Annotated in this window: 4 protein-coding genes; all 4 read left to right on the forward strand. The window is 47.0% G+C overall.

The annotated features are described in order from the left end of the window. Nucleotides 1–8 precede the first annotated feature (8 nt). The 4 genes from ACSVI6_RS02210 (at nt 9) to ACSVI6_RS02225 (ending at nt 20,836) form a co-directional block, all read left to right on the forward strand. A complete protein-coding gene (locus ACSVI6_RS02210; RefSeq protein WP_491720881.1) occupies nt 9–908 on the forward strand; it encodes an aldo/keto reductase in 900 nt (299 codons plus the stop codon). A gap of 81 nt (nt 909–989) precedes the next feature. Continuing rightward, a complete protein-coding gene (locus tag ACSVI6_RS02215; RefSeq protein WP_491717095.1) occupies nt 990–1,136 on the forward strand; it encodes a hypothetical protein in 147 nt (48 codons plus the stop codon). Between the two features lie 181 nt (nt 1,137–1,317). Continuing rightward, nucleotides 1,318–1,581 carry a hypothetical protein gene (locus ACSVI6_RS02220; protein WP_491717096.1) on the forward strand — a complete coding sequence of 88 codons (264 nt, stop codon included), beginning with the start codon at nt 1,318–1,320 and terminating at the stop codon, nt 1,579–1,581. Nucleotides 1,582–1,642: 61 nt separating this feature from the next. Further along, nucleotides 1,643–20,836, forward strand: a complete 19,194-nt coding sequence (locus ACSVI6_RS02225; protein ID WP_491720882.1) for a hypothetical protein — start codon at nt 1,643–1,645, stop codon at nt 20,834–20,836. The last annotated feature ends 29 nt before the right edge of the window (nt 20,837–20,865 follow it).

Here is a 20,865-nt window from a genome sequence, read left to right on the forward strand (position 1 = left end):
GTACCATCATGGAAGGATTAACGACCACCACCAAGTTGAACAACGGGGTTGAAATGCCTCGGCTCGGCATGGGGGTTTGGAAGAGTGATAACGAAACTGCTAAAAATTCAGTGATCGCAGCCCTAAAGCACGGTTATCGGATGATCGACGTTGCCAAGCAATACGGTAACGAAGCTGGAACTGGTGAAGGAATCAAAGAAGGCTTAAAGGAACTCGGCATGAACCGTAAGGACCTATTCGTAACGACGAAGGTCTTTAATGGCGATCAAGGCTATGACTCCGTTTTACACGCCTTTAAGGGGCAATTAAAGCGGCTCCAATTGAGCTATGTGGATCTCTTATTGATTCACTGGCCAGTTGACGGCAAGTACATCGATACTTGGAAGGCGATGGAAAAGCTTTACCATGATGGTAAGGTCCGTGCAATCGGGGTTTCTAATTTCAATAACGAACGCATGGATGATCTATTAGCCCACGCCAACGTGACGCCCGCCGTTAACCAAATGGAATTTAATCCCGTCTGCCAAGATAAGGACATTATCGAACACGATAACCACCTCGGCATTCAAGTCGAAGCATGGTCACCACTTGGCGGGGGTGAATCATTGAGCAACCCTGAAATTAACAAACTCGCTGAAAAGTATGGCAAGTCCGCAGCCCAAGTCATTTTACGTTGGGACTGGCAACGCGGGATCATTACGATTCCAAAGTCATCGCATGAAGAACGAATCGTTCAAAACAGCGACATTTTTGATTTTGAACTTTCCGATGAAGACGTTGCTACGATCAATAAGTTGGACCAAGATAAGCGTTCATTGACTTACAACATGTTCAAGTGGCACAACCCAGCTGGGGCGCCCGATGATGTTGACAAGTGGCCCGACTCACCTGCTGATTACAAAGCTTAATTTATTAAAATAAACGAAAAGTGGTTCTCCAAAACGGAGGCCACTTTTTTTGCGTATTTAAGGGGTAAGGGGGGTGCTTCGATGGATAATTCAAATGATGGAAAAAATGCTGATGTTTTAAACTCGTTGGAGTTGATTAAGGCCGATATTGAAAGGATTAATCATCTTTATCAAGACGACCCAGATAAAGCGGCTGCTGAGATTCAGAAATTATTTGAAATCGATTAAATTATACAAAAGGACTCCTCAATTCGGGGAGTCCTTTTATTAGTGTTTTCTTAATTTTGGTCTAAATATAATCTTTCAAACACCCTTTCATTAGTGTTATGATATAAGGGAGTATTTATTAAAATGTTTAATGGGATTTCTACCTAAAAAATAATCTATATCATTAAGGGAAGTGGTAATTATGACTGAAAAATCTACTGAAAATGATTCTTCACAACCAATGACTTTGGCTGATAAGCAAGCAGAACTTCGCAAGTTCGTGTCGCTTTCTGATATTCAGTTACAAGCGCTCATCGACCGAATTTCTCCAGATGCTAGAAGTCGTAAAGTGATGCAAGCAGATTTAGCCAAGCAGAGTAACCTCATGAAATCGCAAATTGAAAAAGTTAAGTCCATTCAAGAAGCCGATCAACTTTACGAAAAGTTTGAAAAACAATTCAAGTAGAAGTCATATTTATTACTATCGAACTCATTATTAATAACGTTAACAGGAAGGTGCAATACTGATGGGATCAGAAGCTAATCAAATAAATTCATCAGCTAGCGACACACTATCATACGCTTCTAGCGCAGCGGTGGCAGCATTTAGTTGTGTTGATAGTAAGTACGGAGCGGCTGCTAAAGAATCAATTGACGCCATTGTGCAATCAATGGCTTCAGACATCCAAGCTACCGATGTGGCCCAAACCGACATTATCCAATCACTTACATCTAAATCGGTATCATTAATTAATTCAGCAGCTAAAAAAGTGGTCTTTGAATATGCGAACCAAGCAATTTCAAATGCCTTTGCTGATGCCAATGCTCGCGCACAAGGCTTAGAAGATACTGCCAAAAGTAGTGCCAATGTCGCCATTTCATATTTTGCGGGTTCTGCCTATGGAGAAGCATCTAATTATGCAACGCCATCAGAAGCCGTTTCCGGAGTGAATGAATTCACTGCGGCTCTTAATAGTGCAATCAATAATGCTAATTTTTCATCAGCGAACGTGGTCTTGACCAGCGCTGCTGATTCCTTAGTGACCAAGACGGAAATCCTCGGCACGCCTTCTGCCGATGCTGCGCATTCCGCCATTGCGAGCGCTGTGGATCAGATTATTAATACCATCAAGACCCAAGCTGCCGATATTGATGGAGCTGAATCACTGGCCCAAAGTGGGGTCGGGGATCTAGAAGCGATCGCAAGTTCTGCGGTCATTTCATCGGCAAACGAAGCGATCGAAGCGACTTACCACCGCTTTAAGAGCGACTTAGTAAAGGTTTCCGATGCTGTGGCCCAAGATGCCCTGGCTGCAATGGAAGACGTGGTCGCACCCACTTATGACCTCGTTGAATCTAACGTAGCAGAACCAGAAAGTGTCAGCAGCAATGTTGATGAAGCAATCGCTTCAATGGGCTCCATTTTTAATAGTTATGGGAACGACCTAGTTGCTGCTGGGACTTCCGAATACGCCAGTGCTGCTGCTAGTGCAGTTGCTTATTTAAGTGGCGATGATTTATCGAATGCCAATAGTATGATCGCCAGTGCTTCTGCAGTTGTCTTAGCCAGTGCTAAGGCCATCAATTCCAATGCCGCCGATGCGGTCGATCGCTTCTACGGCTTGATTCCTGCTGCTTCCGATGCAATCAAGAAGATCGGCGAATCCGTCAACGATCGCTACGTTACTCGCCAATTGAGTGCTGCGGACGCTTCTGCCGCTGCAGTCATTGACCACCTATCAGCTGATCTAAAGGCCGCTGCTACTAATACGATCAATAACTATACCGCTCAAGTCCACCAACAAGTAGCCGGACTATTAAGTCAACCAGATGCTTTACAAACGACCATCCGTTCTGCTGGCCATGAGATTGCCTCGATGGCTTCTTCAGCAGTGGCTGGTGATCCATATGCTGCGACGCTTCATTCGATCGCCAGTGCAGTTGCATTAGCTAACGACCAGTTGAGCCAGATGCATGGTGATGCGGCATTGAACGCTTCTAGTGCTGTCAACGTGGCTGCTCAACAAGCCTATGGGGATGCATTAGCTCATCGGGATGCCGCCATCGACTTGACGCAGATCGGCGAAAAGATCGATAGTACGATTACCCAAGTTATCAGAAGTTATGCGACCTCAGCTGCATTCGAGCGCCTGGATGCGGCTTCAAATGCTGCTCATTCAATGATCGAACAACTCAGTAACGTTGCTGATCAAACGGCTGCTGCCAGTCAGGTCAGCCAGTTGCATACGGACGCAAAACGGGCAGTGACTGAATCACAGAACGTTTATTTAGCAACGAACTCAGGCGTTGACACGATCAATTCAGTTGCCTCAGCGCTAGTGGATAACGATCCGACTGTTTCTGCTTATTACGCAGTGCAAGACGTACTTAGCTCCACTGCTTCAAAGGGAGTTTACTTAGACTCACTTAGTCGTGATAATGCAGATAGTGAAATTGCAGGGGTAACGAGTGCGGCTAGTTCGGCAATGAACGAAGATATCGGAAACGCCAATGCCCTGGGCAAAGACGTTGAACGCGCTTCTTTAGCTGCCGATGAAATCGTCAACCGCTATAACGTCAATTCCGCCCAATCAGAAATGGGGAGCCTAGCAAGTAGTGCTAATCATTACATGGAACACATTGGGGATGCTGAAATTGCGGGCCAGGCTTCCAGTGCAGTCACATCGATCCAAGATTCGTTGACTGCGACCTTGAATCGGGCAGCGGACCGCCTTTCCACGATCTCGCTTGCCATGAGTTCTGCTTATTCCTCCATCGATAGCATCACCGCACGTTATGTCGGAGCCGACATCGTTGCCGCTGCTTATTCCAACGTCAACGCACTCGCTAGTTCCGCTGCGCAGGCGACCGCTCAATTCGATGACTATAATCATGCCAATGCTGACAGTGAAGTCGACAAGCAAATTTCACGGGCGTTGAGCAATCTCGCTTCGACCCATGACCATAATGAAGTCGCTTCACAAGCTAGCCAGACCGTTAATTCGATCTTAAATCGTTATACTTTGTCATACACTAACGTGGCGCTAAGCAGTGCGGCTGATTCTGCCAGTCGCTACTTGGACTCGTTTGGTCTCTTAGGGACAGAAGCTTCGATGCATATCAACCACTACGTTGATATTGCGCATTCTAACGTAAATAAGGATGCCAAGTACTCTGAAATGGTGCTGCTCGACTTAAGAAATGGTTTTGCTACGATTGATTCATTCGTGGATGCCACCGTTACTGGTGATTTACAGGCTTCTGCGATCAGAAAGGTCCAAAGCAATGCTTCGGCGGTCCTTTCCGCGCGCTCCGCTGCTGATTTTGACTTTGCTAACTTTAGCAGTGCGGTTGCCAAGGCTGCTGACACTAATTGTGAAACGATCAGCCAGATCAAAGATGGCACGACCGTTAACCAATTGATCAGCGTTGCCCATGATGAAAACGAACGGAATTTTAAACACAACGTCATTGGTTCAGCTACCAATGAATTAACGCTAGTTGCCGATGATGTGCGCAAGCGCTTAGTGGCCGCTAATTTGACCGCTGGTGCGACCGTTGACCAAATCGTTGCTAGATACACGCAATTGATCGAAAAGGACGCTTTAACGCCTCAATTCGCTGAATTAGATAGCCAAAATGGGATCAAGGCGTTGAAGGAATTCTTCTTTGATACGCTCAGCGACCAACCAAAAGTTGCCCAAAACTACGCGATCGATTCACAAGTGGCCTCCGCTAGCTCGATGGCTGGGCAATACCTAGCTGATTCAGTCGCCCTAGACCGTGATTTATACCGTGCAGCTAGTTCGGCTACCAGTCGGGTCAATAGTGCTGACAACGAATTTGAAGTTTCCAATGCCGCTGCAGACCTCAGCGCAACGGTTGATTCGATTGCTAACTCACACATCGCCTCCAGTGCGCTTGAAACTGTGCAATCCGCCACTAGTAGTGCAAATGCACGGGTATCAAACATCAAAGACACTGGGAAATTACTCGATGCCAAAAACGAAATTCATTCGATGGCCCAAGATGGGGTCACTTTGATCAAGGCGGACTCCTACCTACCAAGGGTTGTTAATACCGATGTAAGAAACACCTTGAGCAAGTTAGACTCAATGACCAGTGCTGCGGTTAGCGATGATTTGGCTGCCGATACGGTGGCTAAGATCAACTCCTTGACCGCGAGTGCCAGTGCAGGGGGGCGCTTTGAAAACAGCAGTGCGGCTTTAAACTTTGATAGCCAAGTTGCTAAGCTGGTTTCTGCGACCCACTCAGCCGTTGCCGATGCTGATAATGAAGTCGTCGTTGAACCACGGCTGGCATCGCTTGCGACTAATTTAGATCAATTAGCCGACCAATTTAAGTTATCCTCCGTGCATGCACAAGTGAGTGCAGCGGCCGTTGATGCTAAACACCAATTGGCACACCTACGGGGTCAAGACCAATCGGCATTGGCAGGCCAAGTCGATTCGATCGCCGATCAGATCAATGCGCATCTCAAGGCTGATTTGAACCACTCCCAGGCCTTGAATACCGATATTAACAATGTCTTGCTTGCATTAGATAACTTAGTGACTAGCCAAGTCGCTGCTAATTCCTATGCGGTGGCGGATCAAGCCCTCCGCTCAGTAGTAACACAGGCTAACAGTACGGCTGCTACGATCTCGGGGAGCATTGCTGCGAACCTCAGTAGTGAAATTGCCAGTGCGGATAGTCAATACGCCCACCAGCTCGCCGAAGTCGCTGATGATGCAGTATCAAGCGTTGCTGACCAAGCGGTGGCTGCCATTCAGACGACCACTAATAACTATGTCACTGCCTATGCGGCTGACATGATCGCAAATACACGCGAACAGCTCTTGGCTGCTGCGCGGGCTTATTCAGGTGTGCCGATTGATAACTTAGAAGGGCAGTTTAATGCGATCATTGAAAACGGGCTGGAAAATGTCCAAAACGATAGCCATGACATTGATTTGGCGCTTTTGGATGCCAATAACATCATTGCTGCCTTAAACCAAAAATTTAATCAAATCGTGAACGCAAGTGGCGAAGCCAAGTACCAACACACGCTGGATCATTTGAAGCAATCCGCTTTTGACTATGCTGGCAGCATGGATAGCTTTGCGATTGCCAACATGCACAGTGCCCTCAATAGCGCTGCGAGTGCCGCTAGTGGCCAATCAGCAGTGGCGAGCGAAGCAATGGCGGGGATCGTAAATTCCTATCACGCTTCCAATGCCAAGGCCGAAGTGAGCGTTGCTGCTAGTACTGCACATAAAGCGGTGTTGCAATTAAGCAACGTTACTAAGATCAGTACGTCTGCTGCCATCAATAAGGCAGTGGATTCTGCTAATACTGAGATCATGGCTGACGTTGTTGACGCTAGATACACCAGTCTAGACGCTAAGGACGGGATTGCAGCCATTAACTCACTATTGGATTCTGCAATCGCTAACGACTCGGTGGCTGCGACTAGAAGTCTCGCCGCCAGCGCAACGAGCGTGGCATTTGAACGCATGGGTTCGATGACGACCCACGATTCCTTGGTGGCTGCAAATGAAATTCAACAAATCGTAGATCGGTTCGTTGGCAATCATCGTGCCAAGGAACGCATGTTTGAAGAAATCGGGACGGTTACTAATCACTACCTAGAACGTTCCGCAAGTCAAAGAATCAATGCCAAGGCCGATGCTGTTCGGACCCAATTGCAGGACAGCTCTAATTTGGCCGCTGGAAAAGCAGCAATCAAGGAGACCATCGTTGATGCGATGGGCAAGATCGAATCGGATATCACAAACCCTGCCTACTTGGCTTTAGATATCGACAACGCAATGATTGCCCTCGATCGGATCTTGGATAAGTACCAAGATAACCAAATTGCGATAATCAATGCCAACATTAATTCGGCCGCTCAACAGCTGACTGGAATTGCGCATGGGGATGGAATCGAACAAAGCAACGTTAGTAGTGCAGCCGCCAGTGTGGCACGGATCGCAATTCAAAATATCGCGACCGTTTCAGCGGATTCGAACGCCGTATCTGCGTTTACCGCCTCCGCTAATGCACAATTTACCGAGTTGCGTAAATCTTACTTTGCGAATTCCGCTAACTCGGTCATCCAAAGTGCGATCAGTAGTGCGCAGGTCAATACCGAAGCGATTGCCGATTCATCAAATGCAGCGCGGATTAACGACCAGTTCAGTGGCGTTGCCGAAAGTTTCAAGCAGGTGGTTGCAAACGATGCGATTAATGCAAGTTTAGCAGCTCTGGATGCTGATAACGCGGTTCTTGAAATCGAGCAAATTAACGCCCAAGCAATTTTGAACAATCCATTAGCTTCTGCTAATTACGTCATTAACAGTGCGGTTAGTGATGCTTTTAGTAATGCATATTTAATGACGCAAAGCCAAAGCGATAATTACGAAAGTGCGATGGCAAAGGTGGTTGAACCACTTAGCAAGCTCAGGGATCCAGACAGTCAAGATCTGACCCTGACCGTAAGTTCGATTCAAAATAATATCGCCTCGGTTGCCAATAGCTATTACGGGGCGTGGGCTACCAGTGCCGTTAGTAAGGCGGCTTTTGATCTATTTAGTGCTGCTAATCAATACAATGGTGCGGTTGCTAACAGTGCCGTAACGCTTACTAGTAGCTATCAAGCACAGTTCACTAGCCAGGTTGCAAAGGACGGCAGTGCGGCTGATTTAATCGTATTGGACGCTCAAAATGCAGTCAGTGCGATTAATTCGACTGCTTCTGAAGCCGCTGCCAATGATTCGATCGCGTTTGCCAATTCAGCGATCAGCGAACAGATCAGTAGTGCCAATTCCGTGTTGACCGAATTAACTGGCCACACCGATAGTACCGCTGATATGCAAATGGATAGTGTGGCGAACCAGGCGAATGAAAAGCTGGGTTCTGTTTACAGTAACTTGAATGCCGTAATGATGGTGATCAGCTCTGCCTCTGGTGCAATGCGTGAGATCGCCAATTTAGTAGTGGCCAGTTCTGCCCATACGGCCGTTGCTAGTGCCGCTGATTCATTGATGGTCAAGGCCGGTCAATTGGCAGAGGGGAATACCCAATCCGATCTGATCAGTACGGTTAAGCAAAGCGTTGAACACCTTGATAACAATATCGATGCCAATACCAATTACCCAGTCTCAGTCTCAATGGCTGCTGTTAATGGGATTCAATCAATGGTGGCAGGCCTAGTAGAAAGCTTTAAGGAAAATCGGGCGGCCAGTGCTGAAATTGCATTACAGTCATTGGCCTCATCCGCCGCTCAGCAAGTTGGGGATTTAGATTCATTTGCCAGTGCTAACTTCAGTAGTGCCGTTGGTAGTATCAATAGTCGGACCAACGCATACCTAGCCGACCAATTGAACAGTCCCAAGCGTATCGATTCAGAAATCAAATACGCTGGCGAAACGATCCAAAGCTTGATCAGCGAAGCAATCGCTAATTCTGCTAATGGATACGTTCACAGTCAGGCCAAAAGCGTTACTGATCAGTTAGCAACGATTGCGGATGCTGATTTGCGCAGCCAAGTTGATAGCCAGATTGCATACCAGTTGAAGAAGGCCGACTTGATGATCAAGAGCGATGCCTTTGATTACCAACTGGCACGCTTGGATGCCTACAATAACGTAAAATCCGTTAGTGCGATCGCAGCCTCTGCATTTGCGACCGACTCAGGAGCAATGCAATCAATTGCCAATAGTGAGGCACTATCTTCTGCCCACGTGAAGGTCGGCAGCTTGAATGCGACTCAGGTGGTAACCTTTGATAGCCAGATCGCAGCACTAAGTCCAAATGATATCGCTGAATACCGCCTCGGGTTAGATTCGATTGCCAATCGGTTCATTGAAAATTCCGCCAATGCGGTCTTGGATAGAACGTTAGCGAGTGCTAACCACAGTGCCAATGTGATCAGCGATACGAATAATCAAAATAGTTTGTTGCACGCGATTAACCAACACCGTCAACAGGCTAGTTTAGCAGTGTCGATTGATGCCCATAATGCTAAGTTTGCTTCGTTAGATGCGAACAATGCGGCTAGTGCCATTGCTTCAATGGTGAACGATGCGATTGAAAAAGACCCCGTTGCCTCAGCCAGCGTAATGATTCAAAAGGCGGTTAGTTCAGTAACCGACGGGATGAGTTCACTCGCTGCTGACCAACAAATTCGGTTTAATAAGCAGGTCGCTAGTTTGACCAGCAATGCGAACATGTCATTGATCGGGCCGTTCGCCGATAAGAATAACGTGATTAGCCAGGCCAGCAGCCAAATTGCGAGCCTCGCCAATGCGTACATGATTAGTTCCGCCTACAGTGCCGTCGGTGAACTAGCTTCTTCGGCGAGCGCTCAGACAGCCGATTTAGCTGCGAACGATTCGTTGAGCGTAAAGACCTACATCGATAGTGCATTGAGTTCTGCTGACTCACAAATCAGCCTGCACAGTGATTTTGCTTCGTTAGTGGCCGATGCGGTTTATGATGCTGCTAACACCGTTGAACACCTTGCAAGTGATGCGGTCAATAATTCACCAATGGCTGCCGCAAAGCATAGTTTGGCATCCGTACGCAGTAGTGCGACCGTGATTGCATCGTCGCTTAGTGGGCGAAATGCCGCTAACTTTAGCAGTGCGATCGCAAGCGTGGCACAACAGGCGGTGGATAGCTTTACCCCTGATGATGCGACAACCAACCAACAAGCATTACAAAATGCAGCTCAATTAATGCGTAACATCTCTAACTTCCATGCTGCCCAAGGGGCAATTAATCAAGTGATCGATGCTGCCAACGAAGCTGAAAAACAAATTGACCGATTGGCCGATAACTACAAGCGTAGTAAGGCCTTTACCGAAGTTGCCAATACGATTGATGAATACCGCTTAAGAATTCAAAATGATACTGATAACCTAGCGTTGATCAATTTAGACGTGATCAACGGTAAAAATGAAATGGCTAGACTAGCAAGTGCAGCCATTCAAGACGATGACGTGGCCAGTGCCGTTGCGGTCTTAGATAGTTACGCTAGTTCCGTGACCGACCAAGCCCAGAATCTGAACTCCCTAGCGAGTGCAAACCTAAGTAGTGCCGTTTCGGACATCACCAGTAAGGCCGTTAACAACATGCAGACGGTTTGGAACCAACCCGAAACGCTCAAGACGGTGCGCCAAGCAGCTGCGGTGCAAATGGATTCACTCTTGGACAGCTACGTTACTAATTCTGCGATGGACCACCTGGCTTCAATTCGTAGCGCCATTGACGAACGAATCGCAAGTGTCCAAACGACCTCCGTTGCCGCTCCGATTAAAAATGCGTTGGACGGCATTCAAGGTAGTATTGCAAATCTAGTAACGCAGGATGCCCATTCACAACCATTTGTTCAATTAGACTTAAATAACGCCCGTCAATTGATGAACAGCGCTGCGAATAGTGCGGTCACTGCTAACGTTTCGGCTAGTGCTGCCTATCAAATTAATGATTTTGTAACGGTTGCCAATAGTCGGGCTCAACACTTAGTCGGGAGTGCTGCCGATAACTTCAGTAGTGCGATCAAGAGTGTGGCGCGGCAAGCCAGCCAAGCTGCGCATGGGGTAACTGATTATCGGACGTTAGATACGATCATTACCGCAACCGATAAGGAAGTTAACTCAACGGTTAGCAACTATCTGGTAACCTCTGCCCATTCTGCATTAGCGAATGCGACTAGCTCTGCGAATGCAGCACTGAGAGAAATCAAGGGACAGGTCAGAGCAGATGCCAATAAGTTGCTTAACTCTGGTGCGAACTCAGCAGCCCAATTAATTAGTAACGATGCCTTTGACGATCAATTGATCAGCCTCGACGTAAAGGAAGGGACTAGCGCGATTGCTTCAGTCACTAGTTCGGTAGTTGCTAGCCAACCATTTGCGAGTGCTTATTCAGTGATCGCTTCGACTGCGGAAGCTGCAATGCAACGCGTCGGCAGTCTCGATTCATTTGCATTTGCGAACCTAAGCAGTGCGATGAACCGCTTTAATAACGAAGCGCGGGCTAGCTTAGCAGCGTTGGGTGCTGATGATCAATCGATCAAGACGATCGAATCCAATACGGTGACTTCGATCAACGACGTGGCGAATAGTTACGTTGCCAGTTCAGCTTCTGAATTGGTAACTGCGGCTACTAATTCGGCATACAGTGTCATCAATCAATTTAATAACGAAGAGGCATCCGCAACGGCCAATGAGACCATTAACGATACGTTGACCAACGTTGCGAATGAATTTGCCAAGGATCGCAATAACGCTTCTTTGATGGCCTTAGATGCTGCAAATGCGATTGATTCGATTCATTCTGCAGCCCAATTCATCACCACGACCGATGAAGTCGCTTCTGGTAACATCTATCTCAGCAATACGGCTGATTCAGCATATTCAGCAACTGCTGGTTTAGGGAAGACGACCCAGTTGGACAAGCAGATCAAAGACATCATTGCCGATACCAACAGTCGTTTTGCTAACGACGAAGATGTTGATAACGTATTAAATGATGCGACCGATAAAATTGAAAAAGTTGTTAATAACTTCGTTACGATCGTAGCGGAAGCCAAGCTAGCTAGTTTCTTGAGCACCACCGATGCGCGATTGAAACGCTTCTTGAACAGTGATGGGTACTTGAACGCCCAGACTGAATTAGCTAACTACGAAGCCAGCGCTAAAAACGTTCTGCACAAGGATGCCCACAGCGGGGAATTAATTCAACTCGACTTGCTCAATATTGAAAACCACTTGACCAGCCTTGCCGATTCACTAGTGGCCGACCAAAGCGATGCCGTGGCATTGAGCGCGGTGGCTGATAAGGCGAGTGCAGCGGTGCAAAATGGTTATCAACAAGTCGCTGATGATTACTACTTGAACTTCAGTAGTGCCGTTAATGCGGTGGTTCGATCATTTGATGCCAACAACGTTTTGGCCAATAGTGAACAAGCCTTTAGCCAAATCGATAGTTTGGCACAATCATATGTGGCAAGCCAGGCAATTTCATCGGTTGAAAAAGCAACCGTGAAGTTAGACGCCCAGGTCAAAGAATTGAGTAACTTCGTAACCCAATCTTCGGCCTACAGTGCGGTCCACGCCATTGCTAGCCAAGCCGTGATCAATATTCAAAGTGATAACGCTGACTTTGGGGCGGTCTCATTGGATACTGACAATGCGATCAGTTCTGCGAACGCCATCTTAGATAATGCGATCACTAATGATTCGGTTGCCGCTGGTAAGCGTAGCGTTGAATCGATTTACTCCTCTGCAGCTAGTTTTGCGACTGGCTTGAACTGGAGCGATTCAGTTGAATTCAGCATGACGCTTGCAGCGCAATCCGCTCAGGCTTCATTTGGGGCGGACGCTAATAATGCGTCGATTGCTGCTTCAACGGCTAGTTTCATTAACGCTGCTGCTAACCGTTACGTTGCCAGTTATGCTAACTCTGCGATCGAATCGACCGCTAGCGTTGCGATTATTAACTTGAGCAAGATCGGTGACGCTAAGCTGCGGAGTAACTTTACCGGAGTAATTGACAACGTTGTTAGCGATATCAAGCAAAACGTTGCGAGCGATAACGCTGATCAATCATTAGTTGACATTGATGTGCAAAATGGGATCAACACCATTAATAGCATCGCTGATTCAATGGTTCGTGAAGGCCCAGCTGCTGCGGGGCAATACCTGATTGCCAGTGCTGCTAGTTCCGCAATGAATAGCATGGCGGCAGGAAGTCCAATAGATGAGGCCAACTTTACTAGTGCCATCGATAGTGTGGCTAATCAAGCCAGCCTATCCGTGAGCTTAGTAAGCAAAAACTTAGTCCTAGTTAACAAGGCTGCCCATTCGTCTTCCAACAAGATGAACAAGTTAGCCACTAACTACCGCAATTCACTGGCCCAATCGAAATTGAGTAGCAAATTCGATTCAGCTAATGCGACGGTAAGTTACTTTAGTGATGCGCAGTTACAATCTAGCATTGCCAGTGGGATGGATTCTGTACGGGAACACTTTAGTTCCTTGATCAGCGCCGATGCCTCTAGTGCCGATTACGTTGATTTAGACCTGGAAAATGGAATCAGCGAGTTGAACCGCATGCTCACCAGTGCTGCTGCTAAGGATCCAGCTGTTAAGACGCGCTTCTTATTGGATTCAGTGGCTAGTGCTGCGGCAAATCGCTTGGCAACGCTGAGTGATAGCGTTCAAGCTAACTTCAGTAGTGCCGCTGCTAAGATCAATTCACAGACCAACGGGATGGTCTCATATGCTGCCAGTGATACGAACCTAGTATCAGCAGCAACGAGTTCGACCGTGGCTACTTTTGAAAGCATTGCAGATAGCTACATGGCGACCTCTGCCGAATCCGCGGTTAGTCAAATCGTTGCGGATGCAGAAAAGACCTTGCAGTTATTTGCGAACGTTGATGTCCGTCAACAAGTGCGGACCCAGATCGAACAATTCCGCATCGCTGCCAACCAAACGATTCGCGAGGATGCCTTCAATGATGACCTCTTAGCATTGGATGTGCGGAATATGCAACGCAGCGTCTCGAATGCATTGAACAAGACGATTGCTAGTGATATCTATGCTTCTGCCAACCACCATGTTCAATCGGTCGCTGCCTCATTGACTGCGACTAACGGGTTGCAAAATGCCGTTGAATCAACACGGATGCAATTACAAATGTCCAGTGCGGCGAGTCGGGCCAGTGCTGATATCACGGGTGCGGGGATGAATAACGACTTAATTAACGTGACCGTTGATTCGACAGCTTCTTTAATGAACAGTATTGCACAGCAATTCACTGTTCATGATGCCCAAAGTCAAGTGGCTAGCTTTGCCAATAGTGCGAAGGCTGCCTTGAGTTGGTTTGCAACGCATAACGACGCTTCATTTGCTAGTGGCGTATCCAAACTCACTTCGTTGATGAACAATCAGATCGACTACTATGCAGCCGACCACAATGCTCGTCAATTGATGTTACAACGTGGCAAAAAGCAATTGACGACTTACGTTGCCAGCCTCGTTGCAGCTGATCCACAAGCCGCCACGAGTGCTGCCGTAGCTAGTTTTGCTACTTCAGCCATGAGTGCGGTAGCCTCGATTAGCGGTTCGGTGCGTGCTAACTTCGATAGTGAAGTTGCAACGATGACCAATAATGCGAATGCAATGAACCAAAAAATCGTGTTGGATAGCGCAACCGCAGATCAATTGACTGATTCAGTTGCCGATGCCTTCACGCAGGTGACCAGAAAGTACATCGCAAACGATGGTTACGATTCATTAGACACGCTTGCTAATTCTGCGACCGAACGTTTCCAACAATACGGGGTGGGTGCAGAACAAGTTGCTGAACCGCTTCAAGAGTTCATTCGTGAATATAACAGTATGGTCGATAGCGATGCAGGGGTTCAACCAACGGTTAGCCTAGATTGCCGCAACGCTAAGGATGAAATGAATGACTTTATCGCTGACGTAGTTTCCGATGACTTAGTTTCCTATGCTAAGTGGGCGGTTCAACAAACCGTTGACTCAGTTACTGATAGCATCGGTGCAATTCAAAATGCAAGTGCTTCTGCTAACTTTAGTAGTGCGGTTGCCTCTGCAGTAGACGTTGCGAACGATGAGATTGATCGGACGCCATACGATGAAAACCTAGTTAATCAAAAGATAGCTGCAGCATCTGATCAGTTAGGGAGTTTGGCACACCGTTACGTGGTTGATTCTGCCAATGCGGAATTACAAAGTGCCCATTCCAGTGCTAGCCAGTTGATCAGTCAATTTAGCCTAGCCGATTCACTCGCTACGATCGCTAGTTCTTATTCCGAAATGGTAAAACGCGATGGCGATAATAGTGCGTTTGCTTCGCTGGATGCTGATAATGGTTCGATTGCAATGGATCAGTTTGCAAAGAGTGCGGTTAATGCCGCTCCACAAGCAGCGCTCAGCTATCAGGTTCATTCCGTTGCGGCTAAGATCAATCAGGCTGCTACGAGCTTTGCCAGTGCGGATCAAATTTGGTTCAGCAGTGCAGTGGCCAGCGTCGTTAGTGCCGCTACTGGGATCTCAGTCGTTGATGATCGGCACCAAAAACAAGTTATTGCCAGTGCTGATCAACAGATGCATTCTGTTGCCAACCGCTTCATTGCTAAGACTGCGTTGGCTGATCTAGACGTTGCGGTAAGCAGCGCTGCCCATCGGGTCGCTATTTTGCATAATGATGCTGCCGAAGCGGTGATCAGTAATGCTGCCGTGAGCGCAAACAGTGCGGTAATTGCTAATTCTGCTAACCCACTTGCGACTTCGCTCTATGCCCATGATGGGAAGGTCGCTGCGCATTCATTGGCGAACAGCTTGATTGCAGACCAACCATTAGCGACTGAAATCGATCGGGTCAATCAACTAGTTGACTCAGCTACCCACGGGGTATTGATGAGCGACAGCTTGGCTGACATGAACTTCTTAAGTGCCGTTGCAAAGCAAAGTAAGCAGGCTACCGATGCATTCCGTAAGGCTGCTTCTAATCCACAGTCACTTTCAGAATTGGCGAGTCAAGCCCAAAGTGCGATTGCCTCAGTTGCTGATCGCTACGTAGCTGAATCTGCACAAGTGGTATTAGATTCGGCAACGAGTTCTGCAATGACTCTGGTCAATGCGGTTGCGAATAATGTTGAACGTTCGCAGGCTACTAATTGGATCAATAATCAAGTTAGTGATGCGAATGCTGTGATCGCAAAGGATGCAGGGAATGATTCACTGGTTGCATTAGATATTGATAACGCCATCTTGGCCATTAATTCAGTTACTAACAATGCAGCCGAAAGCGATGCGAACCTTACGTTCGATCAGTTTATCGGTGAAGCCTTTAGTAGCGCGACTGATCAAGCCACGATGCTATCTGGGAGCCTAGCTGCTAACTTTAGTAGTGCGATCAACAGTGCTAATACTTCAATTCGGGCTACGAACCAGTCGTTAAGTTCCGTTAACGATGGGGTATTGGACTCTGCTTCAGAAATATTTGCAAACATTGCTTCCACCTACGTTGCACAATCTGCAATTGGAATGGTGGCAGCGAAGGTTGCTGACGTTAAACAACAGTTTAATTTTGATGAAGGCTTTGTACAACAACTGGATTACTTGCAGATGATTGCTAAACAAACGATTCAATCTGACGCTTACGACTTCCAGTTGGCAACTTTAGATGCCGTTAATGCGATCAATTCATTGGATGGTCAATTCAGCGCCGCTGTGGCTACGAACCAACGCCTCGCATTTGATCAAAAATTAGCGAGTCAAGCTAGTTCTGCTAGTGATAAGGTCGGGGTTATGGACTCCCATAGTACGGCCAACTTTAGTAGTGCCGTTAGTCGGATCGCAAACAATGCGAAGAACCAGGCCAATACGTTCGGTAATTCGGCAGCCGCAATTGACATTGCCGCTAGTGCGATGAATAGCTTGGTCAATGGGTACGTTCTAGCATCGGCCCGCAGTTCAATGAATTCGATCGTTGATTCTGCTAACTTTAAGATCGCAACGGTCGATAACTACACGTTAGTTGAAAATGCCATCAATAGTGTGGCCGCAAATACGAGTGCTGCATTGGTTGCTGATAATAACGATTCAGCAGTCGTGTCATTACGGGTAACCGACCTTCAATCACAGGCCGATTCATTAGTGGATGCTGCAATTGCTGCTGATCACAATGCTTCTGCAATGAACACGATTTACAAGCTGGCTGATTCATTGATGAGCGATGCAGAATTTAGTGGGCATGCGAAGGCGTCATTTGCATCAATCACCGCTAGTACTGCTAGTTCTGCTAGCTACAACCTAGTTGGCCAAAGTGATCCAAGAGCGACGATCAATGAAGCTAAGAAGCTCTTAAAGGCTGCTGCAAAGCACTTTATCATTGAGACCGCGACTGAAATCGTTAACAAGGCGTTGGACGTTGCCAATAACCGTGCGGTTGAAATTGACGACATTCATAAGCGGAACAAGACCATTTCTGCGATTGGGACGCAGGTCAGTGATGCACGGAAGTTGATTCAGCAAAATTCGAATAATCCGTTCTTTGCCTACTTGGATGCCCAAAATGCTGCCGTGCGAATTGCTGAGATTACTAAGCAAGCGGTCGAATCTGACCCAGTTGCCAATGCAATCTTAGAAATCGCTCGGGCAGCGGATCAAGTTGTTAATAAGCTAAGACCATTGATCGATTCCAATGAAGAGTTTAGATTGAACAACCGCTTGTTGAACATCGTTGATACGACCAACCGTGCGATTAATTCCGCTGCGGGCAATTGGAGCAACGTTCGTTCACAAGCTAGCACCGCTGAACACGCCTTTAATTCGATCGCAAGTAGTTACGTTGCTGAATCCGCAAACGCAATCGTAGTGAGTGCGGGTGATTCTGCTGCGATCCAGATCGAAGGGTTGGATAACACCGCGACTAGAAACGAAGTTAGCCAATTGATCAACATGTTAGTTGACTCCGCTAGCTCCGCAATCGCTAGTGATGCTAACGAGATTGCATATGCTTCCTTGGATGCTGACAACGCCGCTTCTACGATCAACAGCGTGACCGCTAGTGCGATTGCAGCCGATCCAAGTACGTCTGCGAACGCCACGATTTCCGATCAAATTGCATCCACTGCTGATACTTTAGCGGGGATGGATCGCGAAGACCAAGCAGCGTTCAGTTCTGCAGTCCTCTCGGTTGTTGCTGATGCCAACGTTCAGTTCGCCAGTGCCGCTGAAGATGCGAATGTAATCGCTTCAATTACGGATCAGACGATGACGCAATTGGGGAGTGTGGCCCGTGAATTCGTGGTTACCTCTGCCAAGGCGGTCGTAAATGGTGCTGCGAGTGCTGCGACCCACTTGCTAGACTCAATGTTTGATGACTCATCCGCCACGATTTACAGTTCAGTTGCGAGCGTGGTCAATGAAGCCATTACTGCGGTCAATAGTGACAGTAGTAACTTTGCGACGGTATCGTTGGATGCTTATAATGCTTCTAGTGCCATCGATCAATTAGTGAAGAATAACGAAAACAGTTATGCCCACTCATCGATCGATTCACAAGCTAGCTTTGCGACTTCGCTTGCGAACGTCTTGAACGATACGTTAAGACCAGTCGCAGTCAACGGAATCAGCTTGCATGCCAGTGCTGCCCACAGTGCAGTGAACTTGCACTTTGGTCAAGCTGAGGCGACCCTATCGGACGTTAACTCCGCAGCAAGTGCAATGGATAGCTTAATCAATGAATACGTTGTTAAAGATCCAGTTGCATCTGCCCACTCAGTAGTTGCCAGTGCTGCTTCATCCGCTAATAATAAGGCTGCGAACTTGAATTCCAGCTACATTGCTGAACTAGGCACTTCGATCTCCAGTGCAGCGACCCAGGCAAATACCTTGATTGCAATGAATCCGGCCAACTCGTTGCTGGATTCACAATTAGCCAGCGATGCTGCTAGTTCAATGAACAGCTTCGTTAACATGTTCGAAGCCGCAGCTGCCAATGAAGCAACGACTAGCTACGCTGCTTCTGCATACGCACAAATTGATGTGATGGATGATGAGTTCAAGCAATTGGCTAACAAGGCAGTGGCCTTCGAAGTTGATAATGCGAAGAAGGCGTTTGCTGTGAACGAGGATAACCCACGGGCAATCTTCGATAACGTGCACAGTGCTGCTGATAACATGAAGTTCTTAGTTGCTAATTACACCGCTAAGAATAGTAGTGCCGTAGTTGATGCTAAACAATCATTTGCTACTGATATGGAAAGCTTGACCGGCGATGTTTACAGTCAAGCACGGGTCTTGAGTATCAATAATCGTGGTCAAATCAATAGTTTGACGGGATCAGTTGCTAATTCTGCAAGTGCCAACGTTAGCGATGCAATCACGATTAGTAATGTTGCTTCAACCTTCCACAGTGCGAATGCGTTGATCGGTAGTGTTGCAACGGTTGCGATTGATTTTGCGCGTGAAACTGCACGGGCTGAATTAGCGAATGCCGCTAATAATGCCGATCAAGCGTTGAACTCGATGGAACCAAATGCTAAGCAGGCCGTAATTGCCTCCATTGATACCTTAATGTCAGGGATTCGTGGTCGCATTACGATCGCTACGAACACGGTTGATATTATCAACGATACTAAGCATTCGATTGAACGGATCCAAAAGATGGTCACTTCAGCATTGTCTGCTAACTTGCTCAACATTAAGGATAGCTACAAGACTCAGATCATGAATGCCGCTACGGCAGCATATCAAGATGTGAATGGGCTTAGCTCGAATGCACAATCTTTGACCAATGCTGCCATTAGTATGGCTGCCAGTGATGCGAATGCAAATATCGATCAAACGAACCAATTAGCTGAAATTCAAATGTTGACCAGCGCTGGAATTGCTTCCATTAATGAAGCTTCTAGTGTGGCTGTAAGCAACGTGAAGGCAAGTGGAAACTCGTTGATCGTAAGTGCTGCTAATTCAGCCACTGGACGGACGGCAACGTTGGCCCCTGGTGATAAGTCAGCTGCTAATAGCGTGATCAATTCATTGGCTAACTCTGCCAATACTGAATTGAACATTGCTGGAAACGTAGAAGAAGCTTCCGCTGCGATTACGACTGGGACGAGCGCAATTAGTTCAGCCATTGATTCTACGATTACGAGTGTAATTAGTAGTGCAATGGCAATGGCAAATAATTTGGCTGCCCAAAATGAACGTGATTCATTCAAGCTCCAAATTAAGAGTGCTGCCGATGCTGCATATGCATCCACCGCTAGTCTGGACAGTAGTGCAGCTAGTGCTGTGAATGAATACGTCAGTCGGACCGCTAGTATCGCCGATCGGCAGATTGCTGCTGCAGAAGATGAAGATGAAGTAAACGAAATTGCCCGTTCTGGAGTGGCAGCACTACAAAGTGCGACGAACTCCGCGGCTGGAATTTACGTTTCTTCACTCCGAAGCAGTGCCGAATCAATGGTTGATTCAGCCGCTAATTCAGCATTTATGCTGACCGATGCGTTTAATGAAGCAACGCGTTATTCGATGAACAAGTCGATTGCACAAATTGCTGACGGAACTAAGTTCGAGTTGAAGGGGACTAACGATGAGCATCGGGCCAATGAGTTGATTGACTTAACGATTAGCAATTTGAACCGCTTGATCAGCGAGAACAACTATAGTCAACTGGATACCAATCGGGCTGATGCGAAGTCACAAATTAGTGCCAACGCCGAGGCGGTAATTAACACCTTGGGTTCAGTTAGTGCAATTTCGCGGCAAACGATCACTAAGGCAATTCAAAATGAAGTTGACCTGTTGAACAATAAGGTCAATAAAGCTTACTCAGCCGTTGAAATTCAACGTGTCGTAGATTCTTCCAGGGCTAAATTCGAATCACAGATCAAGACGGTCAGCTCACGTGAATTGCAACTTTCACAAAGTGCTTCTAAGCAAGTGCTGAGTGGAAATTCACAAAACGCGTTAGCTAAATTAACCGGCATTAATGATGTGATTATCGATACGGCGAAGGAAACGATTGATGAATTATTAGCAAAGGCCTATAAGAATATTGATGATGCCAGAACCGTTGAACGGATCACCGATATTACGAATGAAACCAGTGCTGATATTAATCGGATCGTGAAAGAGTCAATTTTAATGAACGATAGAATGAGTTAGGGTGAACCTAACTAAACCAAAAAACGGGA

This window comes from Nicoliella sp. ESL1106, assembly GCF_058509965.1.